Origin of the sequence: Shimia sp., assembly GCF_049116215.1 — a bacterium.
Taxonomy (GTDB): Bacteria; Pseudomonadota; Alphaproteobacteria; order Rhodobacterales; family Rhodobacteraceae; genus Shimia.
The window spans coordinates 776760-792000 of record NZ_JAGDZB010000003.1 but is presented as its reverse complement, the minus strand read 5'-3'; the positions used below and the strand labels follow the sequence as shown (position 1 = coordinate 792000).

The following is a 15241-nucleotide window of genomic DNA, read 5'->3' as shown; positions in this document are numbered from 1 at the left end:
GAACGAATGGCGGGTTCAAGAGGTGGGTATTGGGAAGGTTGAGAACGCATCATCCTGCGGCGCATATCCCAAGACTTTGCAGGTTTCGGTCAGATCAAGTCGCTTGAAACGGTTGTCGGAGATGCCGTGCGCGATAAAACTTCCATTGATCTCAGCTTGGATCGCCCGATCAATCAGATGAGTTGCATCACGATGGCTAAGCCACGCGCTCAAATCGCGCTTGGTTTCAAGCGGCGGGCCATCTGCGGGTTCGAAAGATCCAATTCGCAACGAGACACAGGACATGCCGTGTTTCGTTGCATAAAGGGAGCACAGAGCTTCCCCGTAACACTTCGAGACGCCGTAGAGATTGGCCGGAGCAACGGCCATACCTGAAACGATCTGTCGGTCTACGGGGTATCCTTCGATGGTTTGCGCACTGCTGGCATAGACGAAGTGGCTGACACTCGCCTTTCGAGCGGCTTCAATCAGATAGGTTGTTGCCAGGATGTTGGCTGGCAGTACATCTGCAAACGCGGCATCTGGGTCGGGAACGCCCGCCAAATGAACAACCTCATCTATACCTTGGCACAAAGTGTCTGAGGCATTGGCATCAGTCAGATCAGATTGCACAAAGCGATGTGGCCCCGAGACTGGATATTCGGGTTCATTCAGATCGGTAAGCACAAAGTCATATTGCTCCTGAAACGCAGCAAAAAATGCCTGCCCAATCCGGCCTGATGCGCCAGTTACAAGAATTCTTGGCATAGTTTCCCCCAACGTGACATCACGCTTTTCAGTCCTAATGAGACTAACCGACAAAGGAAAGCGGACATTCAGTTGAGGATGTCTTTGGGCGGCTTTGTCCGCATCCAACCCACCAAAGTGCTGCACTTATGCTCTAGCGGCAGTTTTGGGAAAGCTGCAATGCAGTGTTTTCTGGTCCTGTCTGCGGCCGCTTAATGCCGGTGACGTAATTGAGTTTTAAGCCACCATTTGAGCCACCTTTGTGCATCTAATTGCTTGCAACAAGTTGCGGTGGTTTGCTTGCCTAAAATGTCACTATGAGCGACAGGAAAAAGGAAGATCCGCAATTTGCAACAAGTTGCAATAAGAAACAGGTTCCCTCCTTGGGCACCACATACCTCCGCAAATAGCAATCTACTGCAGCACCTGTTACCAATACGGTTTCGTCTTGGGGCGTGCTGTCACATTTTTTGTGATCGGCGCGCAAAATTGCTGGCAAAGGGCGTACTGGCCCCCTAGCACTATGAACCAACTGGGAAGATGCCGTGATATGGGCGTCTCAAAGGGTAGGGGGAGAGGCAATATGCACAGGGCAATCAGAGCCATTGCGCAGAGCACAGCGATTCTTGGCGGTTTGGTGCTCACCGCGCTTATCGTACTGACATGCGTTAGCATAATAGGGCGAACAATCAGCACCTTGGCACATGCGCCGTTTCTGGAAGCGACGGCGCAGGGCTTTGCCACTTGGCTGCAGCAATCCGGCGTAGGCTCTGTTAACGGCGACTTTGAGTTGCTTGAAGCGGGCGTGGCCTTTGCCATCTTTGCGTTCTTGCCGATTTGTCAGCTGCACGGCGCGCATGCCACCGTGGACGTTTTCACAAACTTTTTGCCACAACGTGTCAACCGCTACCTGATTGCTTTTTGGGAATGTGTTTTGGCGGCGGTGATTGTGTTGATCACTTGGCGCTTGTTCGCAGGTTTGCAAAGTAAATACGCCTATGGCGAAACCACCTTTCTGTTACAATTTCCAGTCTGGTGGGCCTATGCAGCAAGTTTCGCTGCAGCTTCCGTGGCTTCGGTTGTGGCTGTGTACTGCGCAATGATGCGCGTCTACACCGCGCTCACAGGGCGCGGTTCCACCCATGCAATTGGGGGGAGCGCACAATGACAAACCTGGAACTTGGCTACCTGTCGTTTCCTGTTCTGCTGGTGATGATCTTCCTGCGCGCGCCGATTGGGCTTGCGATGATGCTTTGTGGATTGGGCGGTCTCTATATGGTGACCGGCAACCCCAACATGTTCTTGGCAAAACTCAAGTCGGAAACCTACACGACCTTTTCGAGCTATTCCCTGACCATAATTCCGATGTTCCTGCTAATGGGGCAGTTTGCCACCCAGTCGGGCATGTCTAAGGCGCTGTTTAAGGCCGCAGAGAGTTGGCTTGGGCACAAAAAGGGCGGTGTAGCCATGGCGTCCGTTGGGGCCTGTGCCGGCTTTGGCGCGATCTGCGGTTCTTCACTTGCAACCGCAGCCACAATGAGCCGCGTGGCTTTGCCGGAGATGCGTCGGTACGGATATTCCGGCGGCTTCTCGACAGCCACTTTGGCGGCCGGCGGCACCTTGGGTATTCTGATCCCGCCGTCTGTGATCTTGGTGATCTACGCCATCCTGACGGAACAAAATATCGCCAAGCTTTTCTTGGCCGCCTTTGTTCCCGGCATTCTCGCCGCGCTTGGGTACATGCTGACCATCTCGATCTATGTGCGCCTGTACCCGGACTCCGCAGGTACGCGTCCTGCAGTTCCAATGGCAGAGCGGTACCGCGCGTTGCTTGACGTTTGGCCGGTCCTGTTGGTTTTTGGCGCTGTGGTGGGCGGTATCTATTTTGGCTGGTTTACGCCAACCGAAGGCGCAGCCGTTGGTGCCGCAGGCACCGGATTGATTGCCTTGGTCAAAGGCAACCTCACGTGGTCCATCTTGAAGGACTGCATCATTTCCACAGCCACAAGCACCGCGATGATCTTTTTCATCGTACTGGGCGCTGGCATCTACAATGGCTTTCTCGCGCTCAGCCAGGTTCCACAGGAGCTGTCCAACTGGGTGATTGGCCTCGGCCTTGGGCCTTGGATGGTGCTGTGCCTGATCTTGGCTTTTTATCTGGTATTCGGGTGCCTGATGGACAGCCTCAGCATGATCCTTTTGACCGTGCCAATCTTTTTTCCGGTGATCCTCGGATTAGATTTTGGCATGAGCGCAGAGCATGTGGCGATCTGGTTTGGTATTCTGGTGCTGATTGTGGTGGAAGTTGGCTTGATCACGCCGCCGGTGGGCATGAATCTTTTCATCATCAACGCCATGGATCGTAGCACGCCGATGGTGGAGACCTATCGTGCCGTGATTTGGTTTGTGGGGTCTGATATTGTCAGGGTTATCCTGCTCGTGGCTTTCCCAGCCATCACTCTGTTTTTGCTTCCGAACTAAACCAAAAAGGGCGGCCAACTCGGCCGCCCTTTTTATGTTAGTGGTCACTTCTTACTTACGCGACCGCGCTTTTTGCGAATGTCTGCAATTTTTTTGCGTTCCCATTCTTCGCCAAAGCTTTCGATGTGTTCCTGGGCAATTTGCAGTGCTCCAAGACCCTTGCGATTGCGGAAGTAGAAATCGACCCCCAGATCAGCCAAGTCTTCCATATGACGGATCAGAACCACAGGTTTCAGGTCGTCGTCCTCTGCGATCATATGGGCCACGGTTTCGCCAAGGCCGGTACGCCAATTGATGTCCGCGCCGCGTTTGATCAGAAGTTGGATCAGCGCCATGCGACGGGTCTGGGCCTGACCAGCAAGATGCAGCGGATTGCGTTCGTCAATATTGCGTGCGTCCATGTTGGCGCCTTGCTTACACAGCTCATCAGCGGTGTCTTTTTTCTCCGCAATGATCGCAAGGTGCAGCGGTGTGTTTTTGTTCGGGTCAACAACATCAATTTTGGCACCCAATTTGATCAGCGCGCGAATGTTGCTGGCATGGCCAGACTCCGCAGCTGCATGCAGTGGTGTGCGCCCGTTGCCGTCGGTTGCGTTGGGGTCAGCGCCCATACCAACCAAAGCCTTGATTGCTTTTGTACCTTCAGACCGGCTTGAACCGGCGGCGAGGTGCAAAGGTGTAACGCCTTGTTTGTCCTGTGCAATAGGGCTCAGACCCATGTCATACAGCGCGGTGATGCCGGGCATGTTTTTGGCTTCTGCGGCCGAGTGCATAGCAGTGCGGCCACGGTCATCTTCGGCCTCAATTTCAGCCCCCAGAAGCGTCAGCACTTCGAATTTCTTCTGTGCCAGCGGAGATCGCGCGGCATAGTGGAATGCGCCTTCGCCAATCTCGGATGTGGCGTTGACGTCGACGCCTTCCTCAATCACCTTTTCAAAAATCCCAAAGTCGGAACAGCGTGCAGAGGAGTGGATCAAGCCTTCGCCAAAGCGGTTGAGGGTCTTGGTGTTGGCACCAAGCTGCGACAGAGTGGCAAAGGACACACGGCCCAAGGCCTCCATCGAACTGTTGATCGGGGTTTCGCCTTGCTTGTTTTCGGCTTCCAAGTTGGCGCCAAACTCATGCAGTTTTTGGATGGCCTCCACGTGGCCAAACTTGGCGGCGAAATGCAGAGGTGTTTCGTCAAATTCGTTTTTGCTGTCCACGTTGACATCGCGTTCCAGCAGGGTTTGCAACACTTCCAAACGTCCCCACCGCGCGGCGTCGTGCAGCAGGCTGGCGCCGTATTTGCGCTGTTTGGTCAGATCGGCGCCCAATGTTTCCAAAGCCCGGAACGCTGCCGGATTGTCCGCATTGATGGTCAGGAAGATTGGTGTCTCGCCCCGGGCGTTCAACGCTTCCAGGTCAGCCCCAAGGGTGTGCAACTTGCGCATTGCGACCAGCTGACTCGCAGCTGATGCCGCGTGCAAGGCGGTGTTGCCTTTGGAATCCTGATCCTCAAGGCCAATGCCTTTGCCAATCAACCGTTCATACAGGCGGACATCTCCTGCTGCTGCGGCCTTATGCAAGATTGTGCCGCCATCTTTGCGGCGTGCAGCCGGATCGGCCCCCAGTTCGACCAACGTGTCAAACATGCGTCCGCCGTCGGTGCTGGAAGCATAGAAAATTGGGGTTTCGCCACGGTTGTCTTGCGCATTCAAGTCCGCACCTTGCGAAATCAGCGCTTTCAAAGTCTCATAATTTGAGGCCTCCACAGCGACATGCAATGGGGTGCGGCCGCTGTCGCCTGAGTCGGATACATCCAGGCCATAACAGGTCAGCTTCTTGATGACATCGATAGAGCCCAATCGCGCCGCAACGTGCATCGGGCCCCATTTCTGTGGGCTTTGTAAGATGAAGTTGAAGCCAAAGCCCACCAGGCGGTCGAGTTTTGGTTCTGGAGCATGGGCTTGAACGGCGCCTTCCAACGCCTGAAAGAAAATCGCGTGGGAGCGGTCTTCACGTTTTAGGGCTGTCTCAATGACGCAGGCCATGGTTTCGATGGACCCATAGCGCGCCGCCCATGTGACAGCGGAGGCATCTGCGGCGAGGTTCAGGTCAATGCGTGCGCCGTTGTCGAGCAAAAACCGGAAGATCTTTGGCTCTTGCAGTGTGGCGGCAAACAACAGCGGGCTGGTGCCGAACGCGCCCTGAAAGTTCACACCGCTGCCCACTTTGGCATTTTCACGCACCGCATCAAAATCACCAGCGACCACAGACAACATAAGGTCAGAGATATCGCCGTCTTTCATCAGCCCTGCAATCGGGCCGGTCTGAACGTCGGTTGGTGCCGCGTCTATCAACGCGAAGAGATCTTCTGCGGAGGCGGCTTTTACTAGTTGATCCAATTTTCAGCTCCCACTGGTTGGTCCATATCGACTAGCGAGAAGAAGTTGAGAGACTCTGAAAATTGACTCTTCGATGTATAAAATGCTGGCGATCCACGCAGGGCGATTGCGGTTTCTGGGGAGGTTGCGACCAAAGGCCAATTGGCAAAGCCCATGTTTTCCTAGGTGGTATGGCAGGGGAGATCTATAGTTTTGCCAGTTCGGGGAGGAACACATATGGCTCAAGACACAAAAAAGAAAAGTTCGACCGTTGCTCTGTTGGCCGCTTTTGCGGTTCTGCTGATCACAATTTTGGGATTTGGCTGGAACGTGTTTTTGTCGGCGGTGCTCGCTGCAGCGGCATTTTTTGTCGTGGTTCAACTTGGCCGATCCAAAGTTACTGAGGTCACCGATCCGGTGCGCAGTGCAACCGCGCATCAGGTGACGCCAGTCGCAGAAACGCCCGACCCTTCGACGGCAGAAGCGCCGCCCGCCGTGACAGAAACAGCGTCCATGGTTTCTGAGAACGCATCCAGGGCCGGTCAGGTTAAACTGGGCACACTTTTGCCGGGCGAGCGCGAGTTGGCCGAGCGACGCGGTGGTTGGCGCTACGAAGGCTAGACTTCTTAGCGGTTAGGTGATTGAGTTTGCGCTGATTTTGCCTGTTCGCAGGCTGGCCTTGAGATGAGATCATGATCCGCTTCTATGCTCGTATTTTGCGGGCCACCGGGAAGGTGCAAATCCTTTTGGTGGCCCTGTCGCTTGTTGTGGCCGCTTTGGCCGCGGTGCCGCTTCAGTTTCAGAAAGACATCATCAACAGTCTTGGACCGGACCTTGAAGTTCAGACCTTGCTTTGGATGTGCGGTGGTTATTTGGTGGTGATTGTGGTCACCAACATCTTCAAATTTATACTGAACTATCGCAGCAACCTTCTGGGGGAAGCCACGATCCGGCGAATACGTGCAGCGGTTTACGAAGCGCGCCACGATACGTCACAGGACCTGGCGATCCAAAAACAATCAACCGGCACAATTGCGACGATCATTTCTGCGGAATCGGAGGAAGTTGGACGCTTTGTGGGGCAGGCACTGGCCAACCCGGTGGTACAGTTGGGCACGTTGGTGTCCGTTGTGTCTTTTGTGGCCGCAACCCAACCCTATCTTGGCGGCTTTCTTGTGGCTGTGGTGGTACCGCAGGCCTTTATTGTGCTCCTTTTGCAGGAGCGGGTGAACAAACGCGTAAAGGAACGCACAATTGTGCTGCGCCACGCTGCTGGAACCTTGTCCGAGGAGAACCTGGCAGAAATGGAAGCTGCGCAACAGGCGGTGCTTGATGATTTTGACCAAATTTATGAAACCCGCCGCGGCATTTTTCGACTGAAGCTCTCGATGAAGTTCATGATGAACATTCTCAGCGGCATTGGGCTTGTTGGCATATTGATGATCGGCGGCTTTCTGATGATGGAAGGGCGTTCGGATATCGGAACGGTTGTCGCATCTATTTCGGCCTTGGAAAAAATCAATGGGCCTTGGCGTCTTCTTTTGAATTTTTATAAAGAACTCAGCTCCGTACGGGTCAAATTTGATCTAATTGTTGGCGAAGGCCTTAACGCCAAATCCGCTCAAAAATCCTAGGCCAATAATCACTATCGCAAAACAAAAGGCGCCGAACGCGGCGCCTTTGAATATTCTGAACTGGTAATGGGACAGCCACCAGAAAGAGGGATGTTTACCGGCCCCATTGACGCACGGGACCACAGTCCATGTGCACAAAGTTGGAACCGGAGTACCGGCCAACGCCACCGGCGCGACAGGCAGCTGCGGCCTTGGCCATCTGATGCACAGAGCGGGATCCAAGGCGCAAATCCGCGGCCTGACCTTTCATATGCAGGGAGTTTTTAGCCACTCCGCGAGAGCGGGAGCGCAGCATCGCGTTGGTTTTTGGGCTGCGGTAACCTGAAAGTAACATATAGGGTTCATTCACATCCATAAGGTTGTGCGCCGCCGCCATGATATCAACTGTGCGGATGTCGACGTTGATCACCTCGTTGGTACGCCAGTCCCGCATAAACGCGTTGATTTCTTTCACCGCGTCTTTGATGTATTTGCCTTCAACCCAATAGATTGTGTCGATACGTTCACCGGTCCGACCGGAGTACATCTTCAATCGGCGAATGTCGCCTCCACCGCGCAGGAAGCCTGCGGCCTTGGAATAAGTTGGTGCCGCCACAAGTGCGGTTGCTGCAAACGCGCCCAGCAGGCCGCGCCGTGTCATGCTCAAAGAGCAGTCATTTGGTTCATTCATGTTTCAGCGCCTGTCCCGTCGCTAACCTGCCACCGCGATGTTACGCGGGCGTATGTTCATCTTCATCCCCTCAGATGTGCGGATTTTATGCCACATAGGGAATATTCAACCAAGAGTTCTTTTCTGTCTTGACCAAGCCTGGTGCCATATTTCGGCGAAACTTTGCTTAATTGATGGAGAAGTGTGTTCCATCTGGTCCCGACATCATCTGGGTAACACGGCAACAGTTGAATAAAGGTTTATTCAGTTTGCGAACTTGTGATTGGACAGGCGAGACTATACTCAGCGACCCTACAGGACGGCTTTTTACTTTGGGAATGTAACATGGTTCACAGGATGCTAACGCGCGGAATTCTCGGTTCTTTTTTCGCCTCGATTTTTGCAGTTTTGGTGCTTTCAGGCGCGGCGCAAGCTTTTCCGGCTTTTAGACAGGCCGTTGCAGAAGCTGCGGCGCGAGATGCGGATGTGGCCGCGTTTTATCGGGAAACAGCCTATGAACCGGTGTGGACAGGGGAGGGTGATTCCTTCGTTGCGCGCCGCAAAGCCCTCATTTCGGCCCTCGGTCGAGTAGAGGATCACGCACTTCCCGCAGAACGGTACAATCCTGACCAACTGGTGGCACAGATGGCCGGCGCCCGCAGTGTCCGTGATTTGGGCATGGTCGAAGTGGCCCTGACCAAAGCTTATTTGAAATATGCCCGTGACATCAATTCCGGTATGCTGGTTCCCTCGCGCGTGGACAGCGGCATTGTGCGGGAAATTCAACGCCGCGACCGTAAAGAGTTGGTTCACAGCTTTGCAGAGGCAGATGACCCCAAGGCCTTCCTGCGCTCTCTGGCGCCGCAGACCCAAGAATACACCCGCCTGATGAAAGAGAAGCTGCGTCTGCAGCGTCTGATCGCCAACGGGGGCTGGGGCAAATCTGTGCCTGTGGCCAAATTGGAGCCGGGTCATACCGGCAATGCGGTGATTGCCCTGCGCGATCGTTTGATGCGCATGGGTTTTATGCAGCGCTCCGCAACCGCACAGTACGACCGTGACCTGGAAAAAGCTGTTCAGGCGTTTCAAATCGCGCATGGTTTGGAAAGTGACGGCGTCGCTGGCAAAGGCACCATTACAGAAATCAACGTTTCCGCCGAAGAACGTCTGAAGTCGATCATGGTGGCAATGGAACGGGAGCGTTGGTTGACCCGTGACATCGTAGGACGTGAAATCCTTGTCAACTTGACCGACTTTACCGCCAAAGTGATTGACGACGGCAAGCTAACCTTCCGCACCCGGTCTGTGATTGGCAAAAACCAATCTGACCGCCGCAGCCCGGAGTTCTCCGACACCATGACCCATATGGTGATCAACCCAACCTGGAATGTGCCACGTTCGATTGCGACCAAAGAATATCTGCCGATGCTGAAGCGGAACCCAAATGCGGTGAGCTACCTGCGTCTGGTGAACAGCCGTGGTCAAACTGTGAACCGGGGTTCTGTGGACTTCTCTCAGTTCACCACCCGCAACTTCCCTTTTGATATGAAGCAGGCCCCCGGCAACCGCAACGCGCTTGGGCTGGTGAAATTTATGTTCCCGAACAAGCACAACATCTATCTGCATGACACACCGCAAAAAGCGTTGTTCACTCGCGAAGTACGCGCCTACAGCCACGGCTGTATTCGCCTGCAACAGCCGTTTGATTTTGCCTACACACTTTTGGAACCTCAGGAGAGTGCCCCCAAAAGCTTCTTCCACAAAACTCTGAACACAGGCCGCGAAACCCGTGTGGATCTGGATCAGCCAATCCCGGTGCATATCATCTACCGCACCGCCTACACCGAAGCCAAAGGACCAGCGCAGTATCGCCGTGATATCTATGGCCGTGACGCCAAAATCTGGAATGCGCTGGCCAACGAAGGGGTGGTGTTGACGTCTCATCAGGGATAAAACGCCTCCAATATCACTTCGGAGGTTCGTGCATGGCGTTCACTGTTCAGGACATTGCTGCGGCAATTGACGCGGAGGCGCATGGCAACACCGATTTGATTGTAGAACGTGTCTCAGAGCCAGCTTCGGCTGGCCCTGACGACCTAGCCCTTTTGACCAATCCCAAGTTTGCAGACGGCCTCGCCAAAGGCCAGGCGCGCGTTGCGTTGCTTTGGGATGGGGCCGATTGGCAAAGCATGGGGCTGGAGGCGGCGATCACCGCCAAACGCGGCCGGTATGCCATGTCGGGCCTGTCCCGCATGATGGACCCGGGACAACACTTCCCCAAAGGCATTCATCCAACCGCATTGATCGATGACACCGCCACGGTTGCCGCAGATGTAACCATCGCACCATACGCCGTGATTGGGCCTCGTGCCACGATTGGCGCGGGCACGGTAATCGGCCCGTTTTGCCACATTGGCGCCGACAGCAGCATTGGCGAAAACGGGCTTCTGCGTGATCACGTTTCTATTGGTGCACGCGTGACCATTGGTGACCGGTTCTGGTGTCAACCTGGTGCGCGTATCGGAGCCGATGGCATGTCATTTGTAACCCCAGAAGCCAGTGGCGTGGAAAAGGCCCGCGCTTCTCTTGGGGATCAAGGCGACGTCAACGAACAAGTTTGGGCACGTATTCACTCTTTGGGCGCGGTTACCATTGGTGACGATGTGGAACTTGGCGCCAACACCTGCATCGACTATGGCACAGTGCGTGATACGCGAATTGGCAATGGCTGCAAAATCGACAACCTTGTGCACATTGCCCACAATGTGGTTGTCGGTAACGATTGCCTGTTTGCGGGGCAGGTAGGCATCGCAGGCTCTACAGTCATTGGACACAATGTGGTGTTTGGCGGTCAATGCGGCGTCACCGACAACACCACCATTGGCGACAATGTGATCGCTGGTGGGGCCACCAAAATGATGAACCGGGTGCCGGCCGGTCAGGTTGTGCTTGGCTCTCCCGCTGTCAAGATGGACACAAATCTGGAAATGTATAAGGCCTTGCGTCGTTTGCCTCGTTTGGCCAAGCAATTTGCAGATCTTCAAAAAACCGTTTCAAAACTGGGTTCAAAGACTTAAAACGCCTCCCTAAATCGAGCGCGTTGTCTATCAAAGGATGAGACTATGAGTGTCAAAGACCGGGTAATTGCAATTGTCGCGGAACAAGCGGTGCTGGAACCGTCCGATGTGACCCTGGAGAACACGCTGGAAGATTTGGGAATTGACAGCCTCGGCTTGGTCGAGAGCATTTTTGCCATTGAGGAAGAGTTCGACATTACAATTCCCTTTAATGCCAATGAGCCTGAAAAGAGTGACTTTGATATCTCTTCCGTGGCCACCATCATTGCCGGAATTGAAAAACTGGTGGATGGCACACCAGCCGCGTAAAACATACTCAGCAAGTCAGCAGGGCAGGGTCTATGAAACGGGTCGTCATCACAGGCGCAGGTACTATCAATGCCTTGGGGCACGATGTGCCGCAAACGCTTGCCGCTATGAAAGAAGGCCATTGTGGCATCGGTCCCCTTGAAATGCGCGATGTGGATCGGCTTGCTGTGCAGATTGGCGCGCAAGTCAGTGATTTTGCCTCCGACACCATTTTCAACCGCCAGCAATTGGCGCTTTATGACCGGTTCACCCAATTTGCGCTGATTGCCGCCCGTGAGGCCTTGGCTCAATCCGGACTCGAGTTTTCCGGAGCTTTGTCTGCCAAATCCGGTGTCGTGTTGGGCAACTCCGGTGGCGGCATGCAGACGCTAGATGAGAACTACCGCACCGTTTATGAGGACGGCAAAAACCGGGTGCATCCCTTTGTGGTGCCCAAGTTGATGAACAATGCAGCTGCCAGTCACATCAGCATGGAATTCAATCTCAAAGGGCCAAGCTTCACCGTGGCGTCGGCCTGTGCCAGTTCCAATCACGCCATGGCGCAAGCGTTTCAGATGGTCCGCTCTGGTATGGCGCCAGTGATGATCTCCGGTGGCACGGAGTCAATGTTGTGTTTTGGTGGCGTGAAGGCCTGGGAAGGTCTGCGCGTGATGTCCAAAGACGCCTGTCGCCCGTTCTCAGCCACGCGCAATGGCATGGTGCAGGGCGAAGGCGCTGGTGTGTTTGTGTTTGAAGAGATGGACCACGCCAGGGCGCGCGGTGCTGAGATATTGGCCGAGGTCATAGGGTTCGCCATGACCTCAGATGCTGCAGACATCGTGATGCCATCGCGTCAGGGGGCATCTCGGGCCATCGCTGGCGCACTTCAGGACGCTGGGGTCAATCGCGAAGAGGTTGGTTATATCAACGCGCACGGTACTGGGACTGCAGCCAATGACAAAACCGAATGCAGCGCTGTTGCGGATGTTTTTGGACCACATGCGGACACGTTGATGATGTCCTCAACCAAGTCGATGCATGGGCATTTGATAGGCGGTACTGGCGCGGTGGAATTGCTGGCCTGCATCATGGCTTTGCGCGAGGGGGTAATTGCGCCGACCATTGGCTACGAAGAGCCGGATCCGGAATGTGCTTTGGATGTGGTGCCCAATGAAGCACGAGATGCTTCTGTGAATGTTGTGCTGTCCAATGCTTTTGCCTTTGGCGGATTGAACGCCGTGTTGGCATTGCGCAGCGTTTAGCACGCCAATTCTGCAATGAAGAAGCCGCCGACTTGAAAGACGGCGGCGTCAAAGTTTCACCGAATGGCAGCGTCACTGGCCGTTGTTAACAGCTTTCTCAAAAGCCTTGGTGAAGCCGGTCAGCGACATATTCACATTCACAGATTGGGTCGGGGCCAGTGCGGGAACAATGCTGAGAACTGCTTTGTTGCCGTTCCTAAAGTTGGTGATGTCCTCGGCGCTCAAGCCAATGCGCGCGATACATCCAAGCTGGTTGCAAAACGCAAACGGGTAGCGGCGCGTGGTTTTGCCATCCACTGACATGGTCAGCTGGGCGGTCAAAAGGGTTTCCAGTGGGACAATCACAGTGGCGCCAGCCACAGCTTCGCCTTCCGCAACCGGCAGCGAGAAAAGCGTTACTTCAGAAACAGGGTTGCCGCTGTCATCGCGCATAAGTTGATACAGGCGGCAAGGGCGTGGTTCCGGTCCTGAGGTCGCGCACTGAAGATCCCAGTCCCCGATGATTTCGGAGGATACGTTTTCTTCCAGCTGTGCCGGAGATTGCGGTTTCGCTGCTTCACTTACCGCTTCGCCCATGGCCAATGAGCCGTCCGCGAGAGAGGGTACACCTTGCGCCAATGTCGAGCTGGCCATCATGGCCAAAGAAATGGCTGTCGCAAAGAAAGTGAAGTTCCGCATGTCTGTCTCAGTCCTTTGGATGTGATTAAGATCGCTTAGCATGGCCTAGAAGACTTGTCAGGATTGGCTTTCCTAAAAGCCGGTGTATTCCAGCAGAAACTTGCTGATTTAGGTTTCGACAAGCGGCAAGGCGGCAGCTATTACGCAGCGAAACACGGGATGCTTCTGACAAAAGAAAAAGGGCCCGCAAAGGCCCTTTTCCAGATTTTTCACTCCCCGTCGGACTGGCCGACTTATTTATTGCCGAAACGCTACGAAGAATTGGACCTTTGGTCAACCGGAAAAATCGAAGTTTCCGCGCTGATTTTGCTCAAAAAAAAGGCCGCACATAAAGTGCGGCCAGTCTCAACAGGGAGGAGTTCCGTTCCAAACCCGTTTGGGCTGTTCCAGAACAGTTACGAAACTGCCATATAAAGGTTAACAATAAATGTGACGCGCGAATTTGGGCGTTAAAAATAAGGGATCTGAAGGGTAAGCGACTGATGGACGGTAAGATTTTTCTAGGTGGCGGTGGTGCGGATTATGCGCAAAAGCAGGGCCTGACGCTGAAATATGCCAATCGACATGGCTTGATTGCCGGTGCAACAGGCACAGGCAAGACCGTTACGTTGCAGATTCTCGCAGAAGGTTTCTCCGCAGCGGGTGTGCCGGTTTTTTTGTCTGACGTGAAAAGTGATCTCTCAGGACTGGCTGCCGCTGGTTCAGCGGAGTTCAAACTGCACGAGGCCTTTACGTCGCGTGCAGATAAGATTGGATGTGACGATTTTGGCTATGAGTCCTTTCCGGTTACCTTCTGGGATCTATATGGCGATCAAGGCCATCCGGTTCGTACCACTGTGGCTGAGATGGGACCATTGTTGCTGGCGCGTCTCATGGAGCTCAGCGAGGCGCAAGAAGGCATCCTCAACATCGCCTTCCGGCTGGCGGATGAGCAGGGTATGCCCTTGCTGGATCTCAAAGACCTGCAGGCCCTTTTGGTTTGGGTTGGCGAGCACCGCGCCGAATTGTCTCTGCGCTACGGCAACATCTCTGTGAACTCCATTGGGGCGATCCAACGTCGCCTGCTGGTGCTGGAAAATCAAGGCGCATCCAAACTCTTTGGCGAGCCGGCGTTGGAACTTGAGGATCTGATGCGCACCGCTTCAGATGGCCGCGGCCAGATCAATATTCTGGCAGCCGACAAGCTTATGGGCGCACCAAGGCTCTATGCGACTTTCCTACTGTGGCTCCTCTCAGAGTTGTTCGAGAGCCTGCCGGAAGTGGGCGACCCGGACAAACCCAAACTGGTGTTCTTCTTTGACGAGGCGCACCTGTTGTTTGATGGCGCCCCCAAGGCGCTGGTTGACAAGGTTGAGCAGGTCGCCCGTCTGATCCGATCCAAAGGTGTGGGCGTCTATTTTGTCACCCAAAACCCGGATGACATCCCCGAAGACATTCTTGGCCAACTAGGCAATCGAGTGCAGCATGCCCTGCGTGCCTTCACTGCGCGTGATAAGAAGGCGCTGCGTTTGGCAGCTGAAACCTACCGCCCCAATCCGCGTTTTGTTACCGAGGAGGCCATTCGTGAAGTTGGGGTCGGGGAAGCCGTCACCTCTATGCTGATGAAAAAGGGTGTGCCGGGGGTGGTCGAGCGTACCTTGATCCGCCCTCCATCCTCGCAACTTGGACCGCTGTCTGTAACCGCGCGAAAAGCGGTGTTGGCCGCGTCATCGTTGGCCAACAAATACACCACGCCCGTGGACCGCCGCTCCGCGTACGAAATTCTCACCAACCGCGCGAAGGCCGCCGCTCAAGAAGCAGAACAACTGGAAGCGCGTGAAGAAGACATGGCGCCCATGGAGCGCGAGTTCACTGCCGCCCGCCGCTATTCCGGGTCCCGTGTCCGCCGCTCTTCGGCCAGAACGCTGCGTGTGCGTGCGGATGATACCTTTGGCGAGGCGATGACCAAAATGGTGATGAAAGAGCTTTCCGGAACCACAGGTCGCCGCATCGTGCGTGGCGTGCTGGGTGGCTTGTTCAAAGGGCGCTAGGGCGGCTTCTTCTTCGACAAATACCGTCGCCAAAGTCAAAAGGCGCCCCA

The 15241-nt window shown here is 54.7% G+C and carries 14 protein-coding genes; 10 read left to right on the top strand and 4 right to left on the bottom strand.

Translation table 11 applies throughout. The features are described 5' to 3' along the window. Positions 1-15: 15 nt before the first annotated feature. Positions 16-873 carry an NAD-dependent epimerase/dehydratase family protein gene (locus tag JXR15_RS12465; RefSeq protein WP_422053529.1) on the bottom strand — a complete coding sequence of 286 codons (858 nt, stop codon included), beginning with the start codon at positions 871-873 and terminating at the stop codon, positions 16-18. Positions 874-1309: 436 nt separating this feature from the next. Between JXR15_RS12465 and JXR15_RS12460 the strand changes: the two genes are divergently transcribed. Both JXR15_RS12460 and JXR15_RS12455 read left to right on the top strand, forming a co-directional pair. After that, entirely contained in the window at positions 1310-1894 is a 585-nt protein-coding gene (locus JXR15_RS12460) for a TRAP transporter small permease (RefSeq protein ID WP_422053528.1), read from the top strand. Then, positions 1891-3207: a TRAP transporter large permease gene (locus JXR15_RS12455; protein ID WP_422053527.1), complete on the top strand. Its 1317-nt coding sequence runs from the start codon at positions 1891-1893 to the stop codon at positions 3205-3207. Before JXR15_RS12460 ends, JXR15_RS12455 begins: the two co-directional genes overlap by 4 nt. Before the next feature lie 44 nt (positions 3208-3251). On the opposite strand, the gene JXR15_RS12450 is transcribed toward JXR15_RS12455, so the two are convergent. After that, a complete protein-coding gene (locus JXR15_RS12450; RefSeq protein WP_422053526.1) occupies positions 3252-5594 on the bottom strand; it encodes an ankyrin repeat domain-containing protein in 2343 nt (780 codons plus the stop codon). A 216-nt stretch (positions 5595-5810) separates the two neighbouring features. Here JXR15_RS12450 and JXR15_RS12445 point away from each other — a divergent pair, with 216 nt between their 5' ends. Both JXR15_RS12445 and JXR15_RS12440 read left to right on the top strand, forming a co-directional pair. Then, entirely contained in the window at positions 5811-6194 is a 384-nt protein-coding gene (locus JXR15_RS12445) for a hypothetical protein (protein ID WP_422053525.1), read from the top strand. A gap of 71 nt (positions 6195-6265) precedes the next feature. Then, positions 6266-7207: an ABC transporter transmembrane domain-containing protein gene (locus JXR15_RS12440; RefSeq protein ID WP_422053524.1), complete on the top strand. Its 942-nt coding sequence runs from the start codon at positions 6266-6268 to the stop codon at positions 7205-7207. A 94-nt stretch (positions 7208-7301) separates the two neighbouring features. On the opposite strand, the gene JXR15_RS12435 is transcribed toward JXR15_RS12440, so the two are convergent. After that, on the bottom strand, positions 7302-7847 hold the full coding sequence (locus JXR15_RS12435; RefSeq protein ID WP_422053721.1) for a YcbK family protein: 546 nt from the start codon (positions 7845-7847) through the stop codon (positions 7302-7304). A gap of 354 nt (positions 7848-8201) precedes the next feature. On the opposite strand from JXR15_RS12435, the gene JXR15_RS12430 reads away from it, so the two are divergent. Genes JXR15_RS12430 through JXR15_RS12415 form a run of 4 tightly spaced genes read left to right on the top strand, consistent with a single transcriptional unit; the run spans position 8202 to position 12483 of the window. After that, the gene (locus tag JXR15_RS12430) at positions 8202-9809 is read left to right on the top strand and encodes a L,D-transpeptidase family protein (protein WP_422053523.1); all 1608 of its coding nucleotides are present in this window, start codon (positions 8202-8204) and stop codon (positions 9807-9809) included. Between the two features lie 32 nt (positions 9810-9841). Beyond that, on the top strand, positions 9842-10933 hold the full coding sequence (gene lpxD, locus JXR15_RS12425) for a UDP-3-O-(3-hydroxymyristoyl)glucosamine N-acyltransferase (RefSeq protein WP_422053522.1): 1092 nt from the start codon (positions 9842-9844) through the stop codon (positions 10931-10933). A gap of 45 nt (positions 10934-10978) precedes the next feature. Continuing rightward, the gene (locus JXR15_RS12420; protein ID WP_422053521.1) at positions 10979-11242 is read left to right on the top strand and encodes an acyl carrier protein; all 264 of its coding nucleotides are present in this window, start codon (positions 10979-10981) and stop codon (positions 11240-11242) included. Positions 11243-11274: 32 nt separating this feature from the next. Further along, complete coding sequence (locus JXR15_RS12415; RefSeq protein WP_422053520.1) at positions 11275-12483, top strand: beta-ketoacyl-[acyl-carrier-protein] synthase family protein; 1209 nt, start codon at positions 11275-11277, stop codon at positions 12481-12483. 72 nt (positions 12484-12555) lie between these two features. On the opposite strand, the gene JXR15_RS12410 is transcribed toward JXR15_RS12415, so the two are convergent. Beyond that, positions 12556-13161 (bottom strand): invasion associated locus B family protein, encoded by a 606-nt coding sequence (locus JXR15_RS12410; RefSeq protein ID WP_422053519.1) that lies wholly within the window; start codon positions 13159-13161, stop codon positions 12556-12558. Positions 13162-13215: 54 nt separating this feature from the next. On the opposite strand from JXR15_RS12410, the gene JXR15_RS12405 reads away from it, so the two are divergent. Further along, positions 13216-13575, top strand: a complete 360-nt coding sequence (locus tag JXR15_RS12405; protein WP_422053518.1) for a hypothetical protein — start codon at positions 13216-13218, stop codon at positions 13573-13575. Positions 13576-13643: 68 nt separating this feature from the next. Then, the gene (locus JXR15_RS12400) at positions 13644-15191 is read left to right on the top strand and encodes a helicase HerA-like domain-containing protein (protein WP_422053517.1); all 1548 of its coding nucleotides are present in this window, start codon (positions 13644-13646) and stop codon (positions 15189-15191) included. Positions 15192-15241 lie beyond the last annotated feature (50 nt).